Raw genomic sequence first — 26,857 nt, 5'->3', positions numbered from 1 at the left:
CCTTATACGCGGGGAAATAAATGCAACCACAAGAACCGTCTTCTCAGCCGCATGCCGTCATGCCACAGAGCGAGGCGCACCCACCAGAGGGACCGATTGAGCGTGCAGTCGGCAAGCTGAACGAGGTTATAGGTGAAGGCTCCGGCTATCTCTATTTCCTGGTCTTTGCCATTTGCCTGATGGAGATCCTTCTCCGGTTCTTCTTCAATTCACCGACGACGTGGGCCTTTGAAGTGACCATAGCCTTGTGTGGAATTCAGTATTGTCTGGCTGGCGGCAACGCCCATCGGCTTGGTCGTCATATCAGAATCGACGCTATTTACCTGGCGTTCCCGTTGCGATTGCGCAAGGTATTCGACGTTGTTGGCGAGGTGATCATCTCGCTAGTGGTTAGCAGCATTGTCTACGGCAGCGGTGTGCAGGCCCTGCGGGCGCTGTCGGCATGGCAGACGACCGGTAGTGCCTTCGATTCGCCGGCTCCAACGTTCATGAAGCTTGCGATACCTATCGGCGCATTCCTGATTTTGCTCCAATCACTTGTCAATTTAAGAAGGGCGTTCATCGCTCTGCGTCGAGGCAACGAAAAATGAGTGTGGAACTTGTCTCCATCGCAATTCCGATCTTACTGATCTTGCTGCTTGCGATCGGGGTTCCCATCGCATTCGCGACGGCATCAACCGGCTTATTGATTGGCTACGCGTTATTCGGGGGCAGCACGTTTTTCTTCGTGCCGTTCCGAATGTACGACTTGATGAACAACTATGTGTTGATAGCAGTGCCCCTATTCTTGTTCATGGGCTACATGCTGGAGCACGGTGGGGTTGCGCACAAGATGTTTCGCGTCATCCACATTTGGTCCGGACATATCCGTGGTGGACTGGCCGTTGGAACGATTCTCGCCGGTGCAATTTTGGCCGCCATGGTCGGCGTCATCGGTGCGGAAATCGTGGCTTTGGGCTTGGTCGCACTGCCGCAAATGCTTAAGCGGGGCTACGATCGAAAACTCAGTTTCGGCGTTGTCTGCGCCGGTGGCTCGCTTGGTCAGATGATCCCACCCAGTGTGATTCTTATCATCTACGCACTGATGGCGAACGTACCCGTGCGCGACTTATTTTTGGCTGCCCTGCTGCCAAGTGGTGTACTAGTCGCTCTGTATATCGCCTATGTGCTTATACGCGCAAGGCTTAATCCCGATATGGCGCCGGCAGCGCCAGTTGAAGAGCTCAATATGCCATTCCGCCAGAAGCTGGCGCTTGGAAAAGACCTGGTACTGCCGTTCGGAATAATTCTTTCCGTCCTCGGAACGCTGTACGGGGGGATTGCGACGCCAACCGAGGCGGCCAGTATTGGAGTCTTTGGGGCGATTGTGGCCGCCTTCATTAATAAGAGACTGACGCTTTCCAGTATTGGCGAGGCGCTGAAGCAAACGTCCGTCACTATCGGCATGCTGATGTGGACCTTCTTCGGCGCTAACGCGATGATCAGCGTTTACTCGAGGGCAGGGGGTGTTTCTTACCTGTCCGGAATCATCAATGGACTTGGCCTCGAGCCCTTTCAGCTTTTGCTGATGATCATGTTGATATTAGTCCTATTGGGAATGCTGATTGATGTCATCGGGATACTGATCCTGACCATGCCCATATTCCTGCCGATCCTGTCCGACGCGGGAATTAACCTGATCTGGTTCGGCATTCTCTTCTCGATCAATATGCAGATCTCGTATCTGACACCGCCATTCGGCCCCGCAGTGTTCTACCTGAAAGCGGTGGCCCCTCCGGACACCTCCTTATCGGAACTGTACCGGTCCGTCTGGCCATTCGTGGGCTTGCAGTTGTTGGCGTTGTTTATCGTCTTGATTTTCCCGCAGCTGGCGCTTTGGTTGCCATCTGTAAGCCAATAGCGGCTCAGGCCCAACACTTCATCTAAACATTCTCATCTACGGAGGAGCATCATGCATCTTACCAATGCCCAAATCAAGGAATACAACGAGAACGGATTCGTCGTTCTTCACGGACTCTTCTCGCAGAAAGAGGTCGAAGCCGCCAAGGCCGACATCAGCCGCATGGCGGAGGTCGAAACCGACCATATCGTGCGGGAAAAGAACGGAACGGTACGCACGATATTTCGGTCTCACGACGCCAACAGCCCGACACATTCCGTTCCCTTCCATGACATGGCAAGAGTGCCCCGGATTATCGAGCCGATACAGGACATCCTGGGCAGTGACGACCTGTATGTGTATCACTCGAAGCTGAACCTGAAGGACGCTATCGATGGTGCCATATGGCAGTGGCACCAAGACTACGGATACTGGAAGGTCGATGGCGTGCCTTCAGCAGACGGCATGACAACCGCGCTTGTGATGCTCAATGAAGCAAGCGAGTTGAGTGGTTGCCTGTACTTTGTGCCGGGCTCGCACAAGCTGGGCCGGTTGGATGCCGAACTGGACGAAAAGACGACCTCGTACAAGCTATGGACCGTACCCAAGCAGAAAATGATAGACCTGATGGAAGAGTACGGAGACCCCATCCCGATTATCGGAGAGCCCGGTACGGTGGTGATCTTTCATCCGAATATCGTTCACGGCTCAGGCCATAACATGTCGCCCCGCGCTCGCTGGCAGATGTACTTTGTGTACAACCGCCGGGACAATCGTCCAGCCGAAGTCGAGAACCCGCGGCCGGAATATGTGTGTTCGCGGCTGTTCGAACCCGTCGTGGCGAGTGATTCCGTATGAAGTTCAATGCTGCTATTCACGTTGCTTCGCGCGAACCCTTGGTGATCGACGAAGTAAAGTTGGTTCGACTCGGCCCCAATGACGTGTTGGTGCGAGTGCAGGCTGCCGGTCTATGCCACACAGATTGGGAAGCACAACAGGGCAACTTCGCTACCGCTACGCCGATAATACTTGGACACGAGTGCGCCGGCGTAGTGGAAGAAGTGGGAAGCCAGGTGAAGGCTGTCAAGGCGGGGCAGAAAGTTGCCTGCAGTGTGTACCCGGCCTGCGGGCATTGCTATTACTGCCGTCGTCAGCAGCCTATGCTTTGCGAGCCGGTGCTGGCCAGCCATAAGAAGGGCCGCCTGCTGGATGGCCTGCCACGTATCGAGTGGAATGGCCAACCCCTGCAGCAGTTCATGAATGTGGCTGCATTTGCCGAGTACGTGATTATTCCCGAGTATGGCGCTGTACCGATACCTGAAGAAATCCCTGCTGATAGAGCGTGCATTCTTGGCTGCGCGGTAATCACTGGCATTGGCGCAGTCACCAGAGTGGCCAAGGTGGAGTACGGAGCCAGCGTTGCCATCATAGGCTGCGGGCCGGTGGGCTTGAATGTTGTGCAAGGTGCCAAGCGTGTGGGTGCCAGCGTGGTGTGCGCGGTGGATACTTCGGCAGAGCGGCTGGAGCAAGCAAGGGCGATGGGTGCGACACATTGTGTAAACGCCAGCAGCGAGAATCTTTCCGAAATACTCGCCGATCTGACCAATGGTCGCAATGCGGATTACGTATTTGAAGCGGCCGGCTCGGAACAGGCGTTCCAGGAAGCCCTTGATGCGACTCGCGTAGGCGGCACTTTGGTTTTGCTCGGAAAAGTCGACCCTACCAGCAAAGTATCACTTCGCTTTGGATCGATGATGGGCGACAAGCGCATCATCCGGTCCAGCTTGGGAGGCAGTTGCGCTCACGATGACTTCTCTCAGTATGCCCACGATTACCTGCACGGAACCCTAGAGCTGGACAGCATGATCACCGAAAGAATGCCTCTGGCGGAAATAAACACGGGTCTGGAGAAACTGGCACGCGGCGAGCTTATTCGCGGCGTTCTCGTATTCTAGGCATTCCAGAACCGGCTCAGTTTCATCAACTAACCAGGGTAAAAATGACTACACCAGAAGCAACACAGATCGGACAGGGATGTTATTGGCAAGACATTGCCGCCGGCCAGATCTTCAAGACCTTCAAGCGAACCATCACGGAAACGGACCTGGTCAACTTTATCAGTGTGACCGGTATGTTGGAAACCATCTTCATCGATACCACATTCGAACGTGGGGCGATGCGGGGCAGGCCAGTGCCAGGAGCCCTCACCTATACTTTGATCGAGGGTTTCATCCTCCAAGGTATGGTTCAGGGAACCGGGCTTGCACTACTTGAGGTACACAAGAAGATGCTGGCTCCGGTTTTTGTGGGCGACACAATTTGGGCGGAAGTTGAAATCACTTCGGTTCGCCCGACTTCTACAAACAACCGGGCTGTGGTGGCATCGCGGATCGACGTCAAAAATCAACGCAACGAGGATGTCATGACATACACCGCCACGCGGATGCTTGCGGGCCGAGAGTAAATGTCGAGCCAAAAGTAGTCGTCATGGTTGTTTCTTCGAACCCAGGTCGCGTGTAATACGGTCGGCTTCTGCTTTAAGCAGACCCACCACGTGGGTGCGCCGGGTTAGATCCATCCGGCCATAGTTTGCAGCGACACTTAGGGCGGCGATGGCCTGCTTCCCCAGATGGATGGAGACGCCGACGCCATACATGCCTTTAAGCAGATGCCCGGGGTTAAACGCGTAACCCCTCTCGCGGGTGTCGGCAATTGCCCGCCGCAGGGAGTCGTCCGTGACGTTGGGGTAGTCCTTCAGCCTGCTGGCGTTGCGCCGCAGGATGTTATCGACTTCATCATCGGGTGCCGCCGCCAGCAGAGCCAGACTGCCGGAGCCTATGCCTAAAGGTCGTCGCGTTCCGACATTCTGAGTGAGAACGCGGATGGGAAACGATCCTTCCGCCCTGTCTATGCAAACAGCGTCCATGCCGCTACGTATCGTTAGCATGACGGTGTCGCCGGTGGCTTGGGCAAGCCGATCCAGAGAAGGTTGAGTCATCGCGCGGATATCGAGCCGGTTGGCCGCGCGGGCTCCCATCGAAAGAAACTCGAGTCCTAAATAATAGACTCGGCTTCCTACTGCCTGCTCGACGAAGCCTTCATTCAAGAGCGATTTGAGCAAGCGATGCAAGGTTCCTTTGCTAAGGCCGCTTTGCGCCTGTAGGTCTGAAAATCGCATGCCGGAAGACGACGCATTAAACGAAAGGATATGGAGTATTTCTAACGCGCGCTTTACGCTTTGGACGGTGTCCGCGCTGTGCTTAGCACCACTCTCTGTCATTTGCTTCATATCGGGACCGTTAAGTAAACGGAAGCAGTAACGCCTCTCAGTTGAACAGTCTACTACCCAGACGCAAGGCCGGCAGCTCGTCTATTTCCACATTCAACATTAACGGGGCGGCGTAGTTGGCCGTCCGCAAGTACCCTTCTGTGGAATCCACCAGCGCACGCAGCAGTGACTCTAGCGTTTCGGTCGTCCGGCCTGGCCGGATACGAGCCGTGATATGAATAAAGCCGGCGGTGGGATCGGTGTTTTGACCGACCAGGTATAGCGAGCGCGGCGCTGCCCGGGTACGCACAGCGCTCGGCTCGAAGATGCCTGAATCAAGCGCCGCCTGATGGACAGATTGCAATAGATCCGCCGCACAGCATGTCGGTTCGATATTGCTTGAGTACTCGACAATGATGTGCGGCATGGCTGGTGTCTCTTAGGCGTTGGTCGGAAGATCGGCCACCGATGTGCCGCTATCCAGCGCGGCGCATTTAATGACTTCAAGCTCGTGCTTGCGTTCTGCCAGCGCCAGCACTTCTTCTGCGCGCGCTCTGGGTATGAAACAGACGCCAGTGTCGTCGGCAACAACGATGTCGCCAGCCGAAATCCGGACCCCGGCGATTTCGATGTCGCCATTGATTTCAACGGTTTCGATGCGCGACTTGCCTGTCACCGGCGTTATCTCGCTGGCCCAGACCGGGTAGTTCACACTGCGCGAATGAGCCACGTCGCGTATTCCCCCCGACACGATTGCGCCGGCTTCGCCTTGGCGCTTGCCGGTCTGAGACGAGATGCCGCCCATGTTGGAGACGCCGGCCACGCCCTGGATCACGACGATGTCGCCTTCTTGCGCCAGGTTGTGGGCTTCGAATTCCGCCATCTTATTGACTTTGGCCTTGGCCGTTTCGTAAGGATGCTCGCGCTGCACGGTGTTGCGCACGGTCAGCGCGGGGCCGACTATGCAGGTGCCGGCAATGGTCGGCTTAAGCAGACTTGCGCCGACGATGCCCGTGATGCCCAGGCTATCCATGACGTCCGAGACTATGCCGGTGGCATCGCCCAGTGCCTGGAAGCGCTCGACCAACCCCCGCGGGGGCCGAGGCGTTTCCATCAGGCGGATGCGATCGGGGGCGATTTTTCCAGTTAACTTTTTTTCCATTACGTTATTCCGTTTCTAAAATTAAGGTCAGTTGCTAAGTTCGATGTTGGACGATTCGACAATGTCGCTGTACATCTGCAACTGCTTTTTCCAGAACACGTCCAGCTCTTCGGGGGTCGAGCCGACGCCGACCGCGCCTACAGCTTTAAGGCGCTCTATCGATTTAGGATCGTGCATGGCAAAGTTGACAGCCTTGGACAGCTTGTCGACGATAGGCTTGGGCGTCCCGGCCGGCGCGTAGATGGCAACCCAGAACGGGATGTCGTAGCCTTCCAGCCCCGATTCGATCATGGTAGGCACGTCCGGCAGCACTTCCGACCGGGTGGTTGTGGTCACGGCCAGCGCACGCACTTGTCCGGACTTTATGTTTGCCACTTGTGGCGGTACACCGTCGATCAACATGGCAACCCGTCCGGCCAGCACATCGGTCAGCGCAGACGATGTGCCTTTGTAGGGGATGTGCTGAATGTCGACGCCGGCAAGCTTGCGGAACAGCTCGCCTGCCAAATGAATGCCGCTGCCTATCCCCGACGAGCCATAGCTGTAGGTGTCAGGGTTTTTCTTCAGCAGCTCAATGAATTCCGGTACGGTCTTGGCGGGGACGTCCGGGTTGACGATCATCACTAAGGGAAACTGCGACACAAGCGACACCGGGACGAAGTCTTTGACCGGATCGTATCCGAGGTCTTTACGTACGGTGGCATTGACCACTGCCGATGACACCGAATGGAAAATCAAGGTGTAACCATCGGGTGCGGCTTGGACGACGCTACGCGATGCGACGACACCGCCTCCACCGCCTTGGTTCTGGACTACAACGTTTTGTCCCAAGGCTTCGCTCATTTTTTCTGCAGCGATGCGGGCCATCATGTCGATACCGCCGCCTGCAGAGAAAGGCACCACCAGTTTTATGGGCTGCCTGGGAAAGCTGTCGACGTCTTCGGCGGCTAAGCCAACTGAGGGTATCAACAGGGCGACACCGGCCGCGGCGGCGAGCTGCTTCGCAAGGCGCGAGAACGCCGGCATCGCTGCCTTAAGGCTGAGGTATTGAGGTTTCATTGTCTTCTCCAGGAAGTAAATCGGTCTTCAGTAAGTTGGCCAGGGTTTGTTCGAAAAAAGGCGCCGCCTTAAGAATGCGGCACTCTTGCTGTGTCATAAGTGGCCGCACTTCGTGCAGAAACGCCGTCCATCGCGGGTCGGCAAACAAGGCTGCCCGCCATTGCTCGCGGGCCGAAAATGACGGATACCCCCAAAGCGCGGTTATCTGGTTCAAGGGGCCCACTTCGGACACGTAGTAGCCCAGCAAATGGGGCAAGTACTGCCGCTGTACAGCCATGCCTTGCTCGGCATAGCGCTGCAGAAAGACCTGCAATTTGCCTGGCTGGAAGCTGTAGCGGCGCTCTTCGACGATCATGATCAGGCAAGCACTGCGCGGAACAGCCGCATGAAGTTATCTTGCGCAATCCCGCGGATCTGCGCTTCGGTCAGGCCGGTATCGCTTAAGGAAGCGAGCATATCCTGTTGCTGCTGCAGGTCATTGATGGGGTATAGCCATGGCCAGGTTCCATAGACTTCCGGCTTGCGCATGAACTCTTGATAACGCTCTGCTGGCTGGTCGGTGATGAAGTCCGAACCCAGCCCAACGTGCTCGGCGCCTATGCGTTTGACGGCGTAGTCGATATGAGCGACTACGTCGGCGACTTCGGCTTTCCGTTCGCCCGGCAATAGCACCAGAGGCGGCAAGTAGGTAATGCCCAGTACGCCGCCGTTGGCTTTCAGGCGATCCAGGACGGCATCGCTTTTATTGCGTGCGTTCTTGCATAGTGTGTAGCAGTTGGCATGGGTGATGGATACCGGCTTGCGCGAGAGGTCCAGCACGTCCAGGGCGCTTTGGTCGCCTACATGCGACAAGTCGATAACGATGCCCAGTTCATCCAGCACTGAGACCATTTCACGCCCCAGGCTTGAAAGCCCCGCGTTAGCTGGTTCGGCGCAGCCGTCGCCGTACAAGTTGCGGATGTTGTGAGCAATCTGCACGACCCGAACGCCCAGACCATGAAACAGCTCCATCAGGCCCAGGTCGCGTTCAACACCGGGCACGTTCTGATAACCCAGCACGACAGCCAGCTTTCCGTCTGCTTTGGCGCGTGCGAAATCATCATAGGTCTCCACGACATGCGTGAGCTCCGCCAAGGAACCCAAATGCTTGCGATAGGCGGCCAACTCCTTAAGGGAATGGCGCAGGTCCGGCACAGGGTTGATGCCACGATAGTTGTTGAGCGTGATGTGGACTGCTTCCACGCCGTGTTTCAGCGAAGACTCTGCATACTGCGCCGTCATCCGGGCGCCATTAAGTAAATCGAAAACCGCGTACATAAAGGGCTGTTCCTGCCTGAGGTTGATGCGAATTGGACCCCGGTTGTGGGTCCACCATACGAGATGCTGTTAGGATTGAATGCTAGCTATCCGCCTAAAGCGTTGTCAATGAATGCTATATTTGGTCCATCTAATGGACCACGGAGAGGTCAATGTCACAATCCATCGGGCGCGCTGTCGAGATCCTGCGTCTTGTTGCTTCGAGCACCGACGGCAAGCGCCTCGTCGATTTACAGCGGGAAACGGGTTTGACCAAACCGACGGTGCACCGCATTCTTAACGCCCTGCGGGGCCATGGCTTTATCGACCAGCACGAAGATTCCAAGCGCTACACGCTGGGCCAGGAGATATCGATGTTGGGATGGTCTGCCGGTCATCAGGCCTACGATCTTCGAGATATCTGCGCCGACAACATGGTGGAAGTTGCCCAGCGCACGGGCGACACCAGTTTCCTAAGCGTGCGCTCGGGCTACGACGTGGTCTGCCTGGACAGGCAATCGGGGTCTTATCCAGTCAAGGCGTTTACTATCGACGTGGGCAACCGGCGGCCCATAGGCGTGGGAGCAGGGGGCGTGGTATTGCTGGCGTCACTTTCAGAAGAGGAAAGGAAGGATGCCTACGTAGCAGTCAAGGGTCGTTTGGATCAGTTTCCGGCAATAGACCTCAAGGCCATACGCCATGCCGTCGACAGGGCTTTGGATTGTGGCTATGCGCTAAGTAATGGTTTTGTGTTGGCCGAGGTGCGCGGCATCGGCGTGCCCATCCGCAATATCGAGGGACGTACCGTCGCCGCCCTTAGTCTGGCTGCAATCAAGGATCGCATCACGCCGGAACGCCTACCCGAGCTGCTTACTGTACTGAAGGCCGGGGCATCGCAGATCGAGCAGCGGTTGGCGTCGGCGATGCAGAGCAAGGCGCGGGGAACTGCGTAGATGTAGCTGACTAGACCTCACTGCCGTATGATGGCTCGGTTTGGTGTTCATTTATTTCCCATGCCATCACCCCCCATCTTCGTCATCAGTTTGCCCACGGCAGCCGAGCGACGCGCGTTCATGCACAGGCAGCTTCAATCGCTGAATCTGCCCTATGAGATCGTGGACGCGGTGCATGGCGCCAAATCGCCAGATCACGCGCTGTTCGGCAGATACAACGACGGAAAGCGCGCGCGGCGGCGGGGTCCGGATGCCTCCTTGCGATTGTCGCAACTGGGCTGCTTTGCCAGCCATTATCTGCTGTGGGAGCGATGCGTCGAGCTTGAAGAACCCATCATTGTGCTGGAGGACGATGCCATCGTGCTTCCCGAGTTCATGGCGTTTTATCAGCATGCCGAGCGTTTTGCCGATGGCTACGGCCTCGTATGGTTGCAGCCCAGCCGGAAGGCGCGCCGGCAGGCCGGGCAGGTGCTCGAGCATATCGGGCCGTTTGCCATCAAGAAGTTTGCCAAGGGCTTTTCGGGCACCACGGGCTACTTGCTGACTCCCCGTGCTGCGCGGCTTTTGCTGGACTATTCAGTCGAGTGGCTTTACCCCGTAGACAACACCATGGACCGCTTTTTCGAGCATAAGGTAGAAGCCATCGGCCTGGATCCGGTCTGCATTACCCAGGACGACGACTTTGAGTCCTCTATCAATATTCCCGACGCAGGTTCCAGGCGCTGTCTGGCCGACAGCTTGCGGCGCGAGGCATACAGCTTGAAGGACGCCGCAGCTCGCAACTGGCACAACCTGTCATTCGCGGTCAGATCACGCCTGGGCCTGCGGCGTTAGCGGGTCGGGCCTTGCAATCGCGCATGCTTGATTGCAAGGCCGGCATCTTTAAAAGCCCCAGTTCAAGGTAAGTCGTGCGCCGTGATCTTGACGACCGGTGGCGTATTGGCCGGCATAGCCGACGATGAGTCGCCGGTGTTTATGCCAGGTGGCATCCAGGCCCAGCTGCAGCGACCAGGCCTGGCGTGCCACGGGATGACCATAAGAAATGAACTCTCGTCGCGTGATGCCATCTCGGAAGGCCTGGCGTGAGACCGTGTCGGTGCCACCGCCCGCATGCCGCCATGCCAGCTCGGCCTTGATGGTGGCTTCGCCGCCTGGCATGTGTACGGGATGGCTGGCCTGTAAGCCCACTTTTGAAAAAATCACACTACTGCGCGCAGTGCGCATGGCCAGAGCTGCCGATCCACCGTCCTCAGTGTGCTCGCCCAACTGGCTATGCACCCAGGCCACACGAGCGAACGGTGCCAGCGTGGGCTCAACCAGCAATCGCTGTGGTTCGGCGCTTAGCGATTGCAAGGCTGATGCCATCCAGCGCACGGGCGCCACGAGTTCAGCAAACCCCTGCATGGTCCGCCCGCGGTAGCCGCTGGACAGGGCATCGCGCAGGCCGGCCACGGCAAGATTGCGATGGCTTTGAATGCGGTGCCAGCTATGGGCCGCGCCGACCGCCCACGCAGCGCCGGCCCAGTTACCGCCCAAGGCCGCACCGGCATGTAGCGTGGACACCCGTGCCGTGGCCATGGCCCGGTCCCGCCGCATCTGGCTGTCTTGCATGCCGATGTAGGCGTTGGCATGCAAGCTGTCGCTAATGGGGTGCGAGACCCCCAGCACCAGGCCATTAAGCTTGCGCTTGTCCGTCGGTGCGCCTTTGTCGTCTTGACGATGGCCATCGGAATGGAAAGCCTGGCCCCAGGACCGTCGACCTGATGGCCCGTGGTCGACCAACCCCCGGGGCGTATTAAACAACGCGGCCTGGCGTACGAAGCGACTGTCTTCCACTATGCCGGACAACACCGAGGCGTGCCAACTGCCCGAAAGCTGCCGGTAGGCTTCTTTTGCCTGGTCCTTGTCCATGACGATGACCTTGTCATAGACATCCGGATTGTCTTCGGTGTCGATGGCATCGGCCACCTCTTTTTCAGTCGGCGTATCGGCAACCTCATCCAGCGGCGTGTCGTTGCGGTCCAGCCGCAAATAGACGTGCTGGGCGTCGTACGAGAGGCTGGGGGTCAGGAAGCTCATATTGCTGCTGACTGAGGTAAAGCGGGTGTCATCCAGGCCGCCCGCCGCATGCAGCAAGGTGTAGTCGGTGTGGGGCTGCCACGGCCCGGCCTGGGCCATTGCGCGCACCTGCCCGTTCAATCTTGCAATCCCCAGCACCTGAACCAGGTCGGCCCGGCCGTGTGCATCGACATCCGCTTCCAGAACGGCGCCGCTATGCAGGTTCAAGTCGCCGATGACCATTAACGTGCCGATGTCGCCGGGCGCCATGCCAGGGGCCAGCGTGCCGCCCGGTTGTACGGTTATCTGCTGGATGATGCCTGGGCCGGCCAGGCGGGCACCGGCATTGACCTGTACCGGCCCCGCCATGAAGTTGCCCACGGCCAGGGTTCCTTGCGCCACGGTGGTCAGGGCGGTGTTAAAGCCGAAACCCATCAGGTATAGGGTGCCCGCCCCTTGCTTGATGACCGGTACGCTGCCGTTGGCAGTGCCGGCCTGGGTGGCGGCGCCCGACGCCACCAGCCAATGAATGCTGTCGGATGGTGGCGTTGATGTGGGGTCGGGATGCGGGCGTAACTGCATGGGGTTGTATAGCGTAGCGCCCGCTGCATAGCTCAAACTTGTGCCCTGGAAAATATCCAGCGTGTGATTGCCCAAGGCGCTGTTGCCCGCAACTTGCAAGGTGCCTTCATATAGCAGCGTATTGCCGCCATAGGTGTTATTGCCGGACAGCACCAGGGTGCCCAGGCCGTACTTGGCCAACCCCAAGCCTGTAGTGTCTGCATTCGATATGGTGCCCGCAAGGTGCAGTGTGGTCCCGTCGGGAGTGAGAATCTGCATCTGTGCGGTCGTGGTCTCTGCCCAGATTAAACACGCCAGGCCAGCAAGCAATATTGCCCAGCCAAGGCGCTTGTGCTGCATACAACATACTTCCAGCGGCCGTGGCGATACATGATGGATCGTCATAGGGATCTCCGATAGATAGATATGTCACGCAGGTGACCGCCGCATTATGATACATTTTGAATGTTTTTGATATATCCATTTAAACTTTGAGGCTCAGTCATGGGCTGCGGCGCTGCAGCCCTGTGCTACGATTCCTGCACCTTGTCCCCCTGTGTGCCTGCACCAATGACCTGTTATCAGTTGGGCCAGTTTGCCCCCCAAATCCACGAGTCTGCTTTCATCGCGGCCGAAGCCACGCTGATCGGCCAGGTCGAACTGCAAGCCCAGACCAGCGTATGGCCGGGCGCCGTCATACGCGGCGACAACGAGCCCATCGTGATCGGCAAGGGAAGCAATATCCAGGAAGGTGCCGTGTTGCATACCGACCCGGGGTGCCCACTAAATTTGGGGCAGGGGGTTACGGTGGGCCATCAGGCCATGCTGCATGGCTGCACTGTGGGCGACGGCTCGTTAATTGGCATTCAGGCCGTGGTAATGAATAATGCGGTCATCGGCAAAGACTGCCTGGTCGGCGCCGGAGCCATCGTCACGGAAGGCAAGGTGTTTGCGGACAGATCATTAGTGCTGGGCGCGCCTGCCAAGGTCGTACGTACCCTTAGCGACGACGAAGTCGCCAACCTGAGGCGCAATGCTCAAAGCTATGTAACGCGCGCCGCGCAATACAAGTCTGATCTTGTTGCCCTGTAGCCGCTGGGTCAGCGCAGGTTGTCCTGCACCCACTTTTCGCAGTCCAGCGACAGAGCCATCATGTGCTTGATAATCAGTGCTTCCGAGTGTCCCTGCGCGCGTAGTGCCTCGGCAAACGCTTCCATACTGTCTTCGGTCGGAAACCAGTCTTTTTCAGGCTGCAGTTCCAGGCCGTTAACATGCTTAATATTGCCGTTGGGCAGGATGTACCATTTACTCATAGCGTCATGATAAAGCAAGCAGCGGTATCCAGTTCCAAATCTTCATCGGCCGTCAAGACGGCGCCTGCCTACGGCGTAACGCGACCGATACTGGGCATCAGCCTGGTAGTGTTGGCGGCCTGGGCCCTGTCCGGTCTGGACGCCAGCGGCAAATGGATAATGGGCGCCGGCGTATCGTTGTTGATGCTGTGCTGGGTGCGTTATGTTGTGCACCTGCTGCTGGTGCTGGCGCTGGTGATGCCCTCGCGTGGGCTGGGCGTATTTCGTTGCCTGCGCCCGGGGGCGCAGTTGGCCCGCGGTTCCATCATGCTGCTGGCCACGCTGTCGTTCTTCACCACGCTGCGCTACCTGCCACAGGCCGAGGCCACCGCCATCAATTTTCTGGCGCCCTTGATCATGCTGGCTGTCGCGCCCTGGGTCCTTAAAGAACCGGCGCGGCTGTCGCGCTGGGTGGCCGCCGGCGTCGGGTTTTTGGGTGTGCTGATTATCGTCAGGCCCAGTGCCGGGCTCGACCCCATAGGCACTGCATTTGGTTTGCTTACCGCCTGCATGATGGCGGCGCAGTATATTGCCACGCGGCGTGTGGCCGTGGACGATCCGTTTACGACCCTGGTCTGGAGCGGTGCCGTTGGCAGCGTGGTGCTGACTATCGCCCTGCCTTTCATCCTGCCCGATGCTTTGCCTTTTCTGGCGACCTTGAACGGCTGGCACTGGTTTGTGCTGATCTCGACGGGGTTCTGGGGTGCGGCAGGGCATTTGCTGCAGATACAAGCCTACCGGTTTGCGCCGGCCTCGATGCTGGCGCCTTTTGTCTATTTGCAGATTATCAGCGCTGCGGCGCTGGGTTGGCTGATCTGGGGCCAGTTTCCCGATGCCTTGTCGTGGTTGGGCGTAGCAGTCATTTGCGCCAGCGGCATCACCATCGGCATGGTGGAATGGAGAGGTCGTAAATTATAATCGCGCCATGACAAAAAAGATCCTGATTGTCCGCACGTCTTCGCTGGGCGACCTGGTGCACATGTTGCCGGCCATATCGGACATTGCCTTGCATGTGCCGGGCGCCCAGATCGACTGGATCGTCGAAGAGGGCTTTGCCGAGATCCCCGCCTGGCATCCTGCCGTCAACGAAGTGATACCCGTGGCACACCGCCGCTGGCGCAAGCATTGGTGGTCGGCAGAAACCCGCGCAGCCCGGACCGCATTGCGCAACAACCTGGGTGCCCGGCAATATGACATCGTGCTGGACATGCAGGCGCTGATGAAGTCGGTGTGGCTGGTTCGACAAACGCAGGGGGTACGCCACGGGCTGGACAGGCAATCGGCCCGTGAGCCGCTGGCCTCCTTGTTCTACCATGTAAAGCATACTGTCAATTTTTGGCAGCCGGCGGTCACGCGACAGCGCGAATTGGCTGCCGCCGCGTTGGGTTACACCTATACCGGCAAGCCGGACTTTGGCCTGGAGGCGATTACGGACGGGGTCGAAATCCAGCCCTATGCGGTGATCATGCCTTCGGCCAGTCGTGATGACAAGCTGTGGCCGGAGGATGATTGGCAGCGGGTATTCGAACGCTTGCACGAGCATGATCTGGACCTGAAACTGTTGTCGGGCAGCCCTGAGGAAACCAAACGCGCGCAAAGCCTGGTGGCGGGCAACAGCAGGGCGCAGGTTTTGCCCCGCATGAGCCTGACGGAAGTGGCTGGCGTGCTGGCCGGCGCCCGCATCATGGTCGGCCTCGATAGCGGCCTGACGCATTTGTGCGCTGGGCTGGGTCGTCCTACTATAGGTATCTACAAGGCCTCCACGCCGGTGCGCACACCGCTGGAAGGGCCTGCTTATACCGCCAGCCTGGGCGAGCGCGGCAGTGCGCCGTCCGCAGAAACAGTCCTCAGTGCAGTAGAGCAGGCGCTGGCGTTCGACGAATCGACCCATCGATCCATTGGCAATCATTCTTGAACCGTTTCATTTACACCGCGCTTATCCGATTGTTGTCGCCCGGCCTGTTGGGCTGGATGGCATTGCGTGCGCGTCGTTCCGGAGGGCAGTGGGATGTATGCGGCGGCGCGCGCTTCGGGCACTATCGACAGCCCAGTCCGCTGCGCTCGCCGGTGTGGGTGCACGCCGTAAGCCTGGGCGAGATGCGCGCGGCACAGCCGCTGGTGCAGGCTTTGCTGGATGGCGGCGACAGCGTTCTGCTGACGCACATGACGGTCACGGGTAAAGATGAGGGCGCGCGCGCCTTCGCGTCGGCCATCGCCGAGGGCAGGTTGATTCAGCAGTGGCTGCCTTACGACTTTCCGGGCAGCACGCGGCGTTTCATGGCGCATTACCGGCCGCGCGCCGGGGTGTTGGTTGAACGCGAGGTCTGGCCCAACCTGATTGCGTCGGCAAAGCAGTGCAAGGTACCGATGATGCTGGCCAGCGCCCGGTTTTCGGATAATGCCTTGCGCAGCAGCTTGCGCGCCGGCAGCATCATGCAAGAGGCCTATGGCAGTTTCTCCGCCATCTTTGCGCAGACCCTGCAAGATGCTCAGCGGCTGGAGCAGGCCGGCGCCAGCGCGGTACGAGTCTCGGGCAACTTCAAGTTCGATGTTTCCTTGCCGGCTGACAAGGTCAAGCGCGGACAGCAGTTCGCCGCCAGCCTGTCTCGCAAGGTCATCGTCATTGCCAGCACCCGTGAGGGCGAGGACGATCTGTTTATCCGTGCCATCAGCCGGCAATTGAAGCGTGCACGCACCCAAGGCACAGACTTGTCCGAGCGGGTTTTATTCTGCATTATTCCGCGACACCCGCAGCGCTTCGACGAGGCGGCCGACAAGCTGCGCGAGGCAGGCTTGCCATTTACGCGTCGCTCAGCACTGATCGAGGCGGGCGATTGCAGTTCGACGGCCTTGCACACCTGCGGAGACGCAGCCGTGCTGCTGGGAGATACCTTGGGCGAAATGGCCTGGTACTACGGCTTGTGCCAGGTGGCCATCGTGGCCGGCAGTTTCGAGCCCTTGGGCGGCCAAAACCTGATCGAAGCCTGCGCGGTCGGTCGGCCGGTCATCGTCGGACCGCATACCCGCAATTTTGAACAGGCTGTGGCCGATGCCTTGCATGAGGGCGCTGCGCTGCGCGTGGCTGATGCGCCAGCCGCCGTTCAGGCGGCCTTGCAACTGATAGACGATGCGCAACGCATGAGCCGCATGAGCGACGCGGCCACGCACTGGGTGCAAAAACATACGGGTGCGGTGGCCCGCGTTGTTGCCGGCCTGAACGAAATCGGGAAATAAAAAGTCGCGTTGCCTTTTACCTGGTTGCGTGGAAAGCCCTGTCGTTCACGTCAGGGATGAATAGCGCGGACGGCGCAGCCGTCCTATAATTATGCTGTATATATAACCAGCCCGTAAAGATGCAACGCCTCCAAGCCTTCAAATATGAACTGATGCCCAACGGTCGGCAACAACGGCAAATGCGTCGTTTTGTCGGTTCGTGTCGGTTTGTCTTCAACAGGGCGCTGGCATTGCAGAAGCAACGCCACGAGCAAGGCGAAAAAAAGCTTGGCTATGCGCGGTTGTGCAAGGAACTGACCGCCTGGAAAAGGCAGGCTGAAACCGCTTGGTTGTCAGACACGCCCAGTCAATCCTTGCAGCAGGCGCTGAAAGATCTGGAACGTGCTTACGTCAACTTCTTCGAGAAACGTGCCGACTTTCCGCGATTCAAGAAAAAGGGACAATCCGACCGCTTCCGTTATCCGCAGGGTATCAAACTCGACCAAGCCAATAGTCAGATTTTCCTACCCAAACTTGGCTGGCTGCGTTATCGCAACAGCCGGACAGTGCTGGGCACGGTGAAGAACGTCACCGTGAGCCTGTCGGGCGGTAAGTGGTTCGTGTCGATCCAGACTGAGCGCGAGGTCGAGCAGCCCTTGCCGCAGTCCACCACGGCAGTGGGCATCGACATGGGCATTGCTCGTTTCGCCACCTTGAGCGACGGCAGCCATTTCGAACCGCTCAACAGTTTCAAGCGGCATGAAACGGCGCTGCGCAAAGCGCAGCAGGCCATGAGCCGCAAAACCAAGTTCAGCAACAACTGGAAGAAAGCCAAAACCCGCGTCCAGAAAATCCATTCCCGCGTCAAGAACGCCCGCCGCGACTACCTGCACAAAGCCACGACCACGATCAGCCAAAACCACGCGATGGTGTGTATCGAGGATTTGCAGGTGCGCAACATGAGCCAGTCGGCGGCAGGCAACACCGATGCGCCGGGAAAGAACGTGCGGGCCAAGTCCGGCCTGAACAAAGCCATCCTCGACCAGGGCTGGTTCGAGTTCCGCCGCCAGCTGGACTACAAGCTGGCGTGGAACGGCGGTTATCTCATCGCAGTGCCGCCTCAGAACACCAGTCGAACCTGTCCAGCTTGTGGGCATGGGTCGAAGGACAATCGCCAGACGCAAGCGCAGTTCGCTTGCATGGGGTGCGGCTTCGAGGAAAACGCCGATCTGGTCGGCGCGATCAATGTTCTAAGGGCGGGACACGCCCGGTTCGCCTGTGAAGTGAGTGGTGCAGTCAGGCCGCCAGCAGCAGGAACCCGTCGAGGTGAGTCAGCCCCGGTGGGCTGAACACGGTAGGAATCCCCTTCCTTTTCGCCTTCAGGCGACAAGCGTCAGCGAGAGGGAGGGGAGGATGTCAAAGCCCGTGGTATTTGCGGCCCAGCTCTAGCGTGGCCTGGAAGAAGCCCTCTTTGCTACCGCAGTCGTAACGCACGCCCTCATACTGCAGTCCGAACACCGCTCGCGCTTGCAGCAGGCTGGCAATGCCGTCCGTCAGTTGAATTTCGCCGCCAACGCCGGCCTGGGTTTGACGCAGATGCTCGAAGATCTCCGGTTCGAGCACGTAGCGCCCGACCACAGCCAGCGTCGTCGGCGCGTCGGCCGGGGCCGGCTTCTCGACGATGCCGGTCATGCGCATGGTCTTGTCGTTGACGGCGTCGCCGGAAATAACGCCGTAGCGGTCAGTGTGCTCGCGTTCGACGTCCTGGATGGCGATGACACTGCCGTTCTGGCAATGCGCCGCCTCGACCAGTTGCTGGGTGACCGATGTTTTGGCGTCGATCAAGTCGTCAGCAAGCAGGACCACAAAAGGCTCATTGCCCACGATGGGGGCCGCGCACAGCACCGCATGGCCTAGCCCCAATGGCGCAGGTTGGCGCGTATAGATGCAATTCACATTACTGGGGATGACATTGCGGACGATCTCCAGCAAGTCGTGTTTGCCCTTGGCCTCCAGTTGCGCTTCCAGTTCGGGCACGCTATCGAAATGGTCTTCGATAGCCCGCTTGTTGCGTCCGGTGATGAAGATAAGATCGGTGATGCCGGCAGCGATGGCTTCCTCGACGGCATACTGAATCAGCGGCTTGTCGACGATGGGAAGCATTTCTTTGGGCATGGCCTTGGTGGCCGGAAGAAATCGGGTGCCCAGGCCCGCAACGGGGAAAACAGCTTTGCGAATTGGCTTCATGTTGTATGTTTATTGCAATCGGAGGAGGGGATGATACGTCAATAGCGCCGCGCGACGGCGGGCCGGCGGCAGGTCACTAGCAAACTTCGTACCCATCCGCGCTGCGGCGGCTGCATTACACTATTGATATCCCCTTCGAAGCGATGCTCATGCGTGCCCTGTTTTTATTGATTCTGCTGGCAAACCTTGCCTTGTTGGTCTTTGGCCAGGGGCTGTTCGGCCCCCTGCCCAGCGAAGCCGGCCGCGAGCCGCGCGCCCTGAACGAACGCAATCAACAAGCGATCACATTGGGTGCGCCCCAATCGGACATCGTGCGGCGCTAAGGCAGGGCTGGGGTCAGGTCTTGCAATCGCGCATGAGGCTGGCATCGCTGGCCAGCCGCGCCAGCCCATCCAGTACCGGTGAAGCGATGAAGCCCGCATTCTCAGGCGGCATGCCCAGATCGCTGCGTGCCCGGGACAACAGGCGCTGCACTTCTTCCTGAACCATCGGCCAGCCGCCGCCCGACACATAGACCTGTGGCGCCTGGCCATAATGCGACAAGCCTACACGCCACTGACGCAACAAGGCCCCCGCCTGCGCGGCCGCGATGCCGGTGCTGATCGCCTGATGGGTGTCCGTCGGATAAGGCGCGACGGCGCCGTCTGCCGCAGGCAAATTGGCGGTGCCGGCCGCCAGCGATGAACGCATCAAGGCGGGGCCGGGAAAGATCAGACCGCCCCTGAAGGTTGGCATGGTGTCGTGCTGCCTGTTGTCCAGCCCAAGCGTGTCGATGGTGGTGGCGGTGCCAAAGGTGGCAAGCAGGACGGGCCGCGCAAGGGCGCGCTGCGCCATACCTATCATGGCAACCCAGCGGTCTGCGCCCAATTGCTGGGGCTGGGTATAGGCGTTGAGGATCCCGCCGGCCGATGCGCTGCTGCACACCCAGCGTATGGGTATGCCCAGTTCTTCAGCCAGCATCTCGTCCAGCGCATGCGCCAATGCCGATCCGGCTACATTGACGCCCAGCGCGGCTGTGGCGGCGGTTGGCCCGGCGGCGATTTCGCGTAGCCAGGTCCGCAGTTGTTTCAGGTCGGCATGGGCGAATGCCAGCGCCCGATCTTCGCGCTGCCCCGATTGGGATACGATCCATCCGGCCTTGATGCGCGTGTTGCCCAGGTCCAAAAGCAGTTTCATGGCAGCGCCGTCTGTGGTCGGACCGAGATCTCGCCGATGGAGATCGGTATTTCTTCGGACGGCGTGCGCAACATCAGTTGCCCAAACGTGTTCACGCCGCAGGCAATGCCAGCCTGCAGGATGCGGCCATCGTCGAGCACATTGATGTGTTGGCCGGCCAAGGCATCCACATGGGCATAGCGCTCGGGGATGGCATCAAAGCCGTGGGCCGTGACCTGGTTCAGGCTGTCATACCAGGCCATGGCGATGCGCGATACAAGGTCAACGGGGGTGGCAGTTGCCGCGCCGGGGTCGTCGCGCGCAACCTCGGCCCAATCGGCAATTTGCCGGTTGAGGGACTGGCTGAGGGCCCGTGCGTCGTCCAGGTTTACGCCCATGCCGATAATGGCCACATAGTGGTCGTTGGACAGGCGCGAGGTGCCGGCCCGAGTCAGCTCTACAAGAATGCCCGCCAGCTTGGCGCGTTTCCATTGCACGTCGTTAGGCCATTTCATGGCCATGTGCAGCCGCTGCTCCGGCGTAATCAGTTCGCGCAGCGCTTCGCAGGCAGCCAAGCCAGCCAGCGGCGATAGCGCTGGCAGCTGTCGTGGCGACAGGAATACATCGAACGCGCAAGAGAACATCAAATTGGCGCCTGGCCGGTTTTGCCAGCGGCGACCGGCCCGCCCGCGTCCACGCTCTTGCAAATGCGCGCCCAGCAGCCACGGCCGTGCCTGCGGGCCCCGGTCGGCGCGCGCCATGGCAAGCAAATCGCCATTGGTCGAGTCGGTGGTCTGTACCCATTGCACCTGTTTGAACGCCGGTAGCGCAGCGGCAAGGTCGGCCGCCAAGTGACTGGGATCGGGCAGGGGCTGTGGCGGTGTGGCGATCATGGTTGCGGCGCAATCGGTGGAAAAACCAGTGTGGCGTAAAATGGGCGGGCCTTTGTTTATAACTCAATCTAACTCATGCTTGCTCGTACCGAGAAAATAACCTTCCAGGGCGATGCGGGCGCCATTGATTGTGCGCTCGACCTGCCGATGGACCCGCCGCTGGGCTGGGCACTGGTGTTGCACCCACACCCGCTGCACGGCGGGGCGCGCAACAACAAAATCGTCACGACCATTGCCCGGGCCTGTGTTGAACGTGGCCTGATGGCCCTGCGACCCGATTTCCGGGGGGTAGGAAGCTCGGAAGGCGAGTTCGATGCCGCCAAGGGCGAGACCACCGATATGCAGCAGCTGGTTGCCCAGTTTGCGCAGCAGTATCCCGAGGCTGCCGCGGGCAAGTTCGTGCTGGCCGGCTTTTCGTTCGGTACGTCGGTAGCCGCCCAGCTTTATTCTGCACTGAAAGCCGAATCGCAAAAGCTGCCTGATGCCTTGATGCTGGTGGGCTCGGCGGTAGATCGCTTCAAGTTTCGCGATATTGACGTCCCTGACCACACTTTCCTGGTGCACGGCGAGGTAGACGAGGTCGTGCCTTTGTCAGAGGCCATGGATTTTGCGCGCTCGCGCGAGTTGCCGATGGTGGTGATTCCGGACGCCAGCCACTTTTTCCATGGAAAACTTGTTACCTTGAAGGCCTTGGTGCAGCAGCGGCTGGCATCCATTTAAGCCAGCAGTTAGTATAGAAACCTTCGCCCATGCGGCTCGAACCCGCAGCACCCTTACTCCTCTATTGCCAATGCCACTAAATAAACTGCGTCTTCCCATACATCGCCATTATCTTTCTCCCCTGGTGGTCGCCATGGCGCTGGCCATGGCGCCAACCCTGTCGTTTGCGCAGGACGCCGCCGCCCCCGCCGCCCCCGCCGCGCCTGCTGCCGCCATGGTTACGCCCGCTTCGGGGCCGGTAACTGCAGTGGGCGAGCTGGCCGCCGTGCCTGCGCCCAACCTGACCGCCACGGCGTGGCTGACGCTGGATGTGAACAGCGGGCAGATTATCGCCACGCAAAATCCGAATCAATCAGTCGAGCCGGCCTCCCTGACCAAGCTGATGGCCGCTTATGTGATATTTCAGGCGCTGGAAGGCAATCGCCTCGCGCTGGATCAAAAGGTACATGTTTCTGAAAATGCCTGGCGGACCGAAGGCTCACGCATGTTCATCAAGCCCAACTCGCAGGTGACGGTGGATGAACTCTTGCAAGGCATTATTGTGCAGTCGGGCAACGACGCGTCGGTGGCGCTGGCCGAGGCGGTTGCCGGCAGCGAAGCCGCCTTCGCGGCGCTGATGAACGAAGAAGCCGCTCGCCAAGGCCTCGAAGGCACGCACTTCGTGAACTCCACCGGCCTGCCTGACCCTACCCATCTGACGACGGTGCGCGACCTGGCCATCATCGCCAAGAATCTGGTCACTGATTTCCCCCAGTATCTGCACTATTACAGTCAGAAGGAATACACCTACAACAACATCAAGCAGAACAACCGCAATCGGCTGCTCTGGACCGACCCCACTGTAGATGGATTGAAAACCGGTCATACGCAGTCGGCAGGGTATTGCCTGGTCACTACGGCGCTGCGCGATGGCCGCCGTGTGGTCTCGGTAATTGTCGGCGCTGCCAGCGATGCGGCCCGCACGGAAAACAGCCTGAAGCTGCTGAACTGGAGCTTCCAGAACTTCGACACCATCAAGCTTTACGATAACGACAAGCCGGCTGTCAGCGCCCGTGTCTGGGAGGGCGAGGCCGATACCGTCGGGCTGGGCTCTGAACAAGCCACGTGGGTGACCGTGCCTCGCGGGAAGGGTCCCGAGGTCAAGCCCGTTGCGCAATATACGCAGCCGCTGATCGCGCCCTTGAAGAAAGGCACCAAGGTCGGCACGGTGTCCTTGTCGCTGGACGGCAAGGTATTGCGCCAGGATCCCCTCTATGTCATGGAGGATGTACCTGAAGACGGCTTCTTTGGACGCATCGTCGACAAAGTACGCTTGATGTTCGAATAGGCCTGCTGCCCAATCTGCTCCAACGAAGGTTCAACCAATGATTGCTGATGTCGACAACGACAGTGTTGTATACCTGAACGGCGACTACGTTCGCCTGGGTGATGCCAAGATATCCGTGCTGGATCGCGGCTTCATTTTTGGCGATGGCATTTACGATGTCGTGCCCGCCTACAACGGCAAGCCGTTTCGTATGGACGGGCATCTGGCCCGCCTGGAGCGCAGCCTGGCCGCCATCGGCATCCAGACCGGCCGGTCGCGCAGCGACTGGGAAGCGCTGGTATTGGACATGATCACGCGCTCCGGCTTGGGCGACTGCATGGTCTACATACAGGTTACCCGTGGGGTAGCCAAGCGCGACCACGCTTTCCCGAACAAGGTCGTACCTACCGTGTTTTGCATGGTGTCGCCCTTCAAGCGTCCTACGGCTGAATTGCGAGAGCAGGGGCTTTCGGCAGTTGGCATGACGGACATCCGTTGGTTGCGCTGCGAGATCAAGTCGGTGTCCTTGCTGGGCAACGTGCTTGCCAAGCAGTATGCCGTGGATGCCGGCGTGGACGATGTGCTGCAGTTTCGCGATGGCTACCTCAGCGAAGGCTCGGCGGCCAATATTTGGGTGGCCAAGGACGGCGTGCTTTTAGCGCCGCCGCGCAGCAATCTGATACTGGAAGGTATACGCTATGGTTTGTTGGAAGAGCTCGCGGAACAGGCGGGTATTACTTTCAACGCCCGCCCCATTTCGCAGCAGGAAGTCGACGAGGCCGACGAGCTGATGTTGTCGTCAGCAACGAAAGAGCTTTTGCCAATTACCTCGTACAACGGCAAGCCGGTAGGCACCGGCAAGGCCGGCCCCGTATACACCGCCTTGCGTGCTGGTTACGACAAGGCAATAGCGGCCTTGTGAACCACGGAGTACACCATGCAAGAGATTCCGCCAGAGCAGTCGCTTATCGAGTATCCCAGCGACTTTCCCATCAAGGTCATGGGCCGCGCGCGGCCTGACTTTGCCCAGACATTGACCGATATCGTGATGGAGTTCGACCCGACATTTGATCCGGCAACGGTCGAAATGCGGCCGAGCAAGAGCGGCAACTATATTGGCCTGACGTTCACGGTGCGTGCCACGTCGCGCGAACAGCTTGATGCCCTATACAAGGCCCTGCATGGTCACGATATGGTGTCCATTGTTCTGTAGGCCATGATCACTTGCCGCTGGATCAGCCAGCCCAGCTCGTATCTGGAAGTGTGGCAGGCCATGCGCGACTTCACCGAGATGCGTAGCGAGGCCACCCCCGACCAGATCTGGTTTGTCGAGCATGCACCGGTCTATACCTTGGGCCAGGCCGGCAAGCCCGAACACATTCTGAATGCCGGCGATATCCCCGTTGTGAGGTGTGACCGGGGCGGGCAGGTTACCTACCACGGGCCTGGCCAGCTTACCGCCTATTGCCTGATAGACCTGCGCCGCCGCCATTTATTCGTCAAAGAGTACGTCGCGCTGCTGGAAGACGTCCTGATCGCTTTGCTGGACGAGCTCGGAGTAAAAGGCAGTTGCCGCAAGCCCGGTGCGCCGGGCGTCTACGTGCCGATGGCGTTGGCGAACGAGCCGGCAAGCCTGGCCAAGATCGCCGCGCTGGGAATCAAGGTGCGCCAGGGCTGTGCCTACCATGGGTTGGCCTTGAATGTGGATATGGACCTGTCGCCCTTTTTGGGGATTAACCCCTGCGGATACGAAGGCCTGCGGACCGTCGATTTGCGGACCTGTGGCATACGGGCTAACGTTTACGATGTTGGCCAGTTGCTGGGCGCGCGATTGATCGCCGCTTTTGAGGCGGCCGTGGCCCATCAAGAACAACATCACAAGGAAATCGCATGAGCACAGTAGCCAACCCCTTGCTGGTCGAGAATATCGACGGCGTCGTCACGCTGACGCTTAACCGTCCCGACCAATTCAATGCCTTATCCGAAGCCCTGCTCGACGAGCTGCAGCGCGCGCTGGCGGCAATAGCCGAGGACGACTCGGTACGTTGCGTCGTATTGGCAGGCAATGGGCGGGCGTTTTGCGCCGGCCACGACCTGAAGCAAATGCGCGCCAACCCCGACCAGCGCTATTACGAGCAGTTATTTGCCAATTGCGGCCGCGTCATGCAAAGCATTGTGAACCTGCCGGTGCCCGTTATTGCCAAGGTGCATGGCACCGCCACGGCCGCCGGCTGCCAACTGGTAGCCAGTTGTGACCTGGCCATCTCGGCCGACACTGCCAAGTTCGCGGTGTCAGGCATCAACGTGGGGCTTTTCTGCTCGACGCCGGCAGTGGCGCTGATGCGCAATGTGCCCGCCAAGAAAGCGTTCGAAATGCTTATTACCGGCCAGTTCATCAGCGCGCAAGACGCCGTGGACAACGGCTTGATCAATCGCGCGGTGGCGCCGGATCAACTGGACGCCGAAGTCGACGCCCTGGTACAGACGATTTGCGGCAAGAGCCCAGTTGCGGTCCGCACGGGCAAGGCCATGTATAAACGCCAGTTGGGTATGGGCCTGGGCGACGCCTACGACTACGCAGGTAAGGTCATGGCCGAAAACATGATGGCCGAAGACGTGGCCGAAGGCATAGACGCCTTCATGCAGAAGCGCCATCCGGTCTGGAAAGGCAAGTAAGAAGCAGGGTCATTGGCGGGGCCGGACACCGGCGCGCTAAAATGGCCACTGACATAGGAAACCTAATGACTACAGCTGAACAGCCATCCGTGCGCAAGCCCACGGTCCGCCCAGCCCCTTACGACGCCACGCAAAAGCAGAAGGCGGCCGACAAGACATCGCGTATTCCCATCAAGGTGGTGCAGGCCGAACGCCTGAAAAAGCCCGACTGGATACGCGTGAAGGCGGCGGCGCCTGGCTCGCGCTTTTACGACATCAAGAAGATACTGCGCGAGCACAAGCTGCACACGGTATGCGAAGAGGCGTCCTGCCCGAATATCGGCGAGTGCTTCGGCAAAGGCACGGCCACCTTCATGATCATGGGCGACAAATGCACCCGTCGCTGCCCGTTCTGTGATGTGGGCCATGGTCGGCCCGATCCCCTGGATGTGGACGAGCCGGCAAACCTGGCCCGCAGCATTGCGGCCATGAAGCTGTCATATGTGGTGATCACTTCGGTGGACCGCGACGATCTGCGCGACGGCGGGGCTGCCCACTTTGTGGAGTGCATCCGTCAGGTGCGCGAGCGCTCGCCGTCCACGCGAATCGAGGTGCTGGTACCGGATTTCCGGGGGCGCCTGGATCGTGCGCTGGGTATTTTGAATGAAGGGCCGCCGGATGTGATGAATCACAATCTGGAGACGGTGCCTCGTTTGTATAAGCAGGCCAGGCCGGGTTCAGATTATCAGCATTCGCTGAGGCTGCTGTCTGAGTTCAAGGTGCTGCACCCTGGGGTTCCGACGAAGTCGGGGCTGATGCTGGGGCTGGGCGAGACGGACGAAGAGATCCTTGAGGTGATGCGGGATCTGCGCGCGCACAATGTGGATATGCTGACGATAGGGCAGTATTTGCAACCTTCGCCGCATCATTTGCCGGTGCTGCGCTATCCGCATCCGGATGTGTTCAAGATGCTCGAGCGCGAGGCCTATGCGATGGGGTTTACGCATGCTGCGGTTGGGGCGATGGTGCGGTCTTCGTATCATGCGGATGAGCAGGCTTCGCATGCTGGGGTTGCCTAAG

General features: G+C 59.3%; 31 protein-coding genes. 20 read left to right on the top strand and 11 right to left on the bottom strand.

The genetic code is table 11. From position 1 onward, the window contains the following. Positions 1 to 20 precede the first annotated feature (20 nt). The 5 genes from CKA81_RS12575 to CKA81_RS12555 are packed head-to-tail and all read left to right on the top strand — an operon-like array spanning position 21 to position 4,343. Complete coding sequence (locus CKA81_RS12575; protein ID WP_128355572.1) at positions 21 to 590, top strand: TRAP transporter small permease subunit; 570 nt, start codon at positions 21 to 23, stop codon at positions 588 to 590. Further along, the gene (locus CKA81_RS12570) at positions 587 to 1,900 is read left to right on the top strand and encodes a TRAP transporter large permease (protein WP_128355571.1); all 1,314 of its coding nucleotides are present in this window, start codon (positions 587 to 589) and stop codon (positions 1,898 to 1,900) included. Before CKA81_RS12575 ends, CKA81_RS12570 begins: the two co-directional genes overlap by 4 nt. A 51-nt stretch (positions 1,901 to 1,951) precedes the next feature. Then, on the top strand, positions 1,952 to 2,737 hold the full coding sequence (locus CKA81_RS12565) for a phytanoyl-CoA dioxygenase family protein (RefSeq protein ID WP_128355570.1): 786 nt from the start codon (positions 1,952 to 1,954) through the stop codon (positions 2,735 to 2,737). Then, positions 2,734 to 3,834 (top strand): zinc-binding dehydrogenase, encoded by a 1,101-nt coding sequence (locus tag CKA81_RS12560; protein WP_128355569.1) that lies wholly within the window; start codon positions 2,734 to 2,736, stop codon positions 3,832 to 3,834. Before CKA81_RS12565 ends, CKA81_RS12560 begins: the two co-directional genes overlap by 4 nt. Positions 3,835 to 3,878: 44 nt before the next feature. After that, a complete protein-coding gene (locus CKA81_RS12555) occupies positions 3,879 to 4,343 on the top strand; it encodes a MaoC family dehydratase (protein WP_128355568.1) in 465 nt (154 codons plus the stop codon). A 21-nt stretch (positions 4,344 to 4,364) separates the two neighbouring features. Here CKA81_RS12555 and CKA81_RS12550 read toward each other — a convergent pair whose 3' ends face one another. The 6 genes from CKA81_RS12550 to CKA81_RS12525 all read right to left on the bottom strand — a co-directional run bounded on the left by CKA81_RS12550 (position 4,365) and on the right by CKA81_RS12525 (position 8,685). After that, complete coding sequence (locus CKA81_RS12550; protein ID WP_237183386.1) at positions 4,365 to 5,057, bottom strand: IclR family transcriptional regulator; 693 nt, start codon at positions 5,055 to 5,057, stop codon at positions 4,365 to 4,367. Positions 5,058 to 5,205: 148 nt separating this feature from the next. Beyond that, on the bottom strand, positions 5,206 to 5,574 hold the full coding sequence (locus tag CKA81_RS12545; RefSeq protein WP_128355567.1) for a 5-carboxymethyl-2-hydroxymuconate Delta-isomerase: 369 nt from the start codon (positions 5,572 to 5,574) through the stop codon (positions 5,206 to 5,208). 12 nt (positions 5,575 to 5,586) lie between these two features. Next, positions 5,587 to 6,309 carry an RraA family protein gene (locus CKA81_RS12540; RefSeq protein WP_128355566.1) on the bottom strand — a complete coding sequence of 241 codons (723 nt, stop codon included), beginning with the start codon at positions 6,307 to 6,309 and terminating at the stop codon, positions 5,587 to 5,589. Between the two features lie 27 nt (positions 6,310 to 6,336). Then, complete coding sequence (locus CKA81_RS12535; RefSeq protein ID WP_128355565.1) at positions 6,337 to 7,368, bottom strand: Bug family tripartite tricarboxylate transporter substrate binding protein; 1,032 nt, start codon at positions 7,366 to 7,368, stop codon at positions 6,337 to 6,339. Beyond that, entirely contained in the window at positions 7,343 to 7,723 is a 381-nt protein-coding gene (locus CKA81_RS12530; protein WP_128355564.1) for an NIPSNAP family protein, read from the bottom strand. The genes CKA81_RS12535 and CKA81_RS12530 overlap by 26 nt, the downstream gene beginning before the upstream one ends. Positions 7,724 to 7,725: 2 nt before the next feature. Continuing rightward, positions 7,726 to 8,685, bottom strand: coding sequence for a dipeptidase (locus CKA81_RS12525; protein WP_128355563.1), 960 nt, complete (start codon positions 8,683 to 8,685; stop codon positions 7,726 to 7,728). 152 nt (positions 8,686 to 8,837) lie between these two features. On the opposite strand from CKA81_RS12525, the gene CKA81_RS12520 reads away from it, so the two are divergent. Beyond that, positions 8,838 to 9,617 (top strand): IclR family transcriptional regulator, encoded by a 780-nt coding sequence (locus CKA81_RS12520; protein ID WP_128355562.1) that lies wholly within the window; start codon positions 8,838 to 8,840, stop codon positions 9,615 to 9,617. Between the two features lie 60 nt (positions 9,618 to 9,677). Beyond that, on the top strand, positions 9,678 to 10,451 hold the full coding sequence (locus CKA81_RS12515; protein WP_164878393.1) for a glycosyltransferase family 25 protein: 774 nt from the start codon (positions 9,678 to 9,680) through the stop codon (positions 10,449 to 10,451). Positions 10,452 to 10,499: 48 nt separating this feature from the next. On the opposite strand, the gene CKA81_RS12510 is transcribed toward CKA81_RS12515, so the two are convergent. Then, positions 10,500 to 12,641 carry an autotransporter outer membrane beta-barrel domain-containing protein gene (locus CKA81_RS12510; protein ID WP_128355560.1) on the bottom strand — a complete coding sequence of 714 codons (2,142 nt, stop codon included), beginning with the start codon at positions 12,639 to 12,641 and terminating at the stop codon, positions 10,500 to 10,502. A gap of 165 nt (positions 12,642 to 12,806) precedes the next feature. On the opposite strand from CKA81_RS12510, the gene CKA81_RS12505 reads away from it, so the two are divergent. Then, complete coding sequence (locus CKA81_RS12505) at positions 12,807 to 13,328, top strand: gamma carbonic anhydrase family protein (RefSeq protein ID WP_128355559.1); 522 nt, start codon at positions 12,807 to 12,809, stop codon at positions 13,326 to 13,328. An 8-nt stretch (positions 13,329 to 13,336) separates the two neighbouring features. On the opposite strand, the gene CKA81_RS12500 is transcribed toward CKA81_RS12505, so the two are convergent. Continuing rightward, positions 13,337 to 13,549 carry a hypothetical protein gene (locus CKA81_RS12500; RefSeq protein WP_128355558.1) on the bottom strand — a complete coding sequence of 71 codons (213 nt, stop codon included), beginning with the start codon at positions 13,547 to 13,549 and terminating at the stop codon, positions 13,337 to 13,339. A gap of 6 nt (positions 13,550 to 13,555) precedes the next feature. On the opposite strand from CKA81_RS12500, the gene CKA81_RS12495 reads away from it, so the two are divergent. The 4 genes from CKA81_RS12495 (at position 13,556) to CKA81_RS12480 (ending at position 18,150) form a co-directional block, all read left to right on the top strand. Continuing rightward, positions 13,556 to 14,506, top strand: coding sequence for a DMT family transporter (locus CKA81_RS12495; RefSeq protein WP_128355557.1), 951 nt, complete (start codon positions 13,556 to 13,558; stop codon positions 14,504 to 14,506). 7 nt (positions 14,507 to 14,513) lie between these two features. After that, entirely contained in the window at positions 14,514 to 15,503 is a 990-nt protein-coding gene (waaC, locus tag CKA81_RS12490) for a lipopolysaccharide heptosyltransferase I (protein ID WP_128355556.1), read from the top strand. Beyond that, on the top strand, positions 15,500 to 16,822 hold the full coding sequence (locus tag CKA81_RS12485) for a 3-deoxy-D-manno-octulosonic acid transferase (RefSeq protein ID WP_128355555.1): 1,323 nt from the start codon (positions 15,500 to 15,502) through the stop codon (positions 16,820 to 16,822). Before waaC ends, CKA81_RS12485 begins: the two co-directional genes overlap by 4 nt. A 119-nt stretch (positions 16,823 to 16,941) precedes the next feature. After that, positions 16,942 to 18,150 (top strand): RNA-guided endonuclease InsQ/TnpB family protein, encoded by a 1,209-nt coding sequence (locus CKA81_RS12480; RefSeq protein WP_128355554.1) that lies wholly within the window; start codon positions 16,942 to 16,944, stop codon positions 18,148 to 18,150. Positions 18,151 to 18,217: 67 nt separating this feature from the next. On the opposite strand, the gene galU is transcribed toward CKA81_RS12480, so the two are convergent. Beyond that, positions 18,218 to 19,048, bottom strand: a complete 831-nt coding sequence (gene galU / locus CKA81_RS12475) for a UTP--glucose-1-phosphate uridylyltransferase GalU (protein ID WP_128355553.1) — start codon at positions 19,046 to 19,048, stop codon at positions 18,218 to 18,220. Between the two features lie 149 nt (positions 19,049 to 19,197). Between galU and CKA81_RS17100 the strand changes: the two genes are divergently transcribed. Next, positions 19,198 to 19,371: a hypothetical protein gene (locus CKA81_RS17100; RefSeq protein WP_164878392.1), complete on the top strand. Its 174-nt coding sequence runs from the start codon at positions 19,198 to 19,200 to the stop codon at positions 19,369 to 19,371. A 13-nt stretch (positions 19,372 to 19,384) separates the two neighbouring features. Here the strand turns inward: CKA81_RS17100 and CKA81_RS12470 are convergent, their stop codons facing one another. Both CKA81_RS12470 and CKA81_RS12465 read right to left on the bottom strand, forming a co-directional pair. Beyond that, positions 19,385 to 20,224 carry a type III pantothenate kinase gene (locus CKA81_RS12470; protein WP_128355552.1) on the bottom strand — a complete coding sequence of 280 codons (840 nt, stop codon included), beginning with the start codon at positions 20,222 to 20,224 and terminating at the stop codon, positions 19,385 to 19,387. Beyond that, positions 20,221 to 21,096: a biotin--[acetyl-CoA-carboxylase] ligase gene (locus CKA81_RS12465; protein ID WP_128355551.1), complete on the bottom strand. Its 876-nt coding sequence runs from the start codon at positions 21,094 to 21,096 to the stop codon at positions 20,221 to 20,223. The genes CKA81_RS12470 and CKA81_RS12465 overlap by 4 nt, the downstream gene beginning before the upstream one ends. A 75-nt stretch (positions 21,097 to 21,171) precedes the next feature. Between CKA81_RS12465 and CKA81_RS12460 the strand changes: the two genes are divergently transcribed. The 7 genes from CKA81_RS12460 (at position 21,172) to lipA (ending at position 26,856) form a co-directional block, all read left to right on the top strand. After that, positions 21,172 to 21,816, top strand: a complete 645-nt coding sequence (locus CKA81_RS12460) for an alpha/beta hydrolase (protein WP_128355550.1) — start codon at positions 21,172 to 21,174, stop codon at positions 21,814 to 21,816. Positions 21,817 to 21,886: 70 nt separating this feature from the next. Beyond that, on the top strand, positions 21,887 to 23,143 hold the full coding sequence (locus CKA81_RS12455; RefSeq protein ID WP_128355549.1) for a D-alanyl-D-alanine carboxypeptidase family protein: 1,257 nt from the start codon (positions 21,887 to 21,889) through the stop codon (positions 23,141 to 23,143). Positions 23,144 to 23,180: 37 nt separating this feature from the next. Next, positions 23,181 to 24,044 (top strand): D-amino acid aminotransferase, encoded by an 864-nt coding sequence (locus CKA81_RS12450; protein ID WP_128355548.1) that lies wholly within the window; start codon positions 23,181 to 23,183, stop codon positions 24,042 to 24,044. A gap of 15 nt (positions 24,045 to 24,059) precedes the next feature. Next, positions 24,060 to 24,335 (top strand): DUF493 family protein, encoded by a 276-nt coding sequence (locus CKA81_RS12445; RefSeq protein ID WP_128355547.1) that lies wholly within the window; start codon positions 24,060 to 24,062, stop codon positions 24,333 to 24,335. A gap of 3 nt (positions 24,336 to 24,338) precedes the next feature. Beyond that, positions 24,339 to 25,016 carry a lipoyl(octanoyl) transferase LipB gene (lipB, locus tag CKA81_RS12440; protein ID WP_128355546.1) on the top strand — a complete coding sequence of 226 codons (678 nt, stop codon included), beginning with the start codon at positions 24,339 to 24,341 and terminating at the stop codon, positions 25,014 to 25,016. Then, a complete protein-coding gene (locus CKA81_RS12435) occupies positions 25,013 to 25,798 on the top strand; it encodes an enoyl-CoA hydratase (protein ID WP_128355545.1) in 786 nt (261 codons plus the stop codon). Before lipB ends, CKA81_RS12435 begins: the two co-directional genes overlap by 4 nt. A 65-nt stretch (positions 25,799 to 25,863) precedes the next feature. Further along, positions 25,864 to 26,856, top strand: coding sequence for a lipoyl synthase (gene lipA, locus CKA81_RS12430; RefSeq protein ID WP_128355544.1), 993 nt, complete (start codon positions 25,864 to 25,866; stop codon positions 26,854 to 26,856). The last annotated feature ends 1 nt before the right edge of the window (position 26,857 follow it).

Origin of the sequence: Pollutimonas thiosulfatoxidans (assembly GCF_004022565.1) — a bacterium.
Lineage (GTDB): Bacteria > Pseudomonadota > Gammaproteobacteria > Burkholderiales > Burkholderiaceae_B > Pusillimonas_D > Pusillimonas_D thiosulfatoxidans.
The sequence above is the reverse complement of the archived record's forward strand: the minus strand, read 5'-3'. Positions and strand labels throughout refer to the sequence as shown.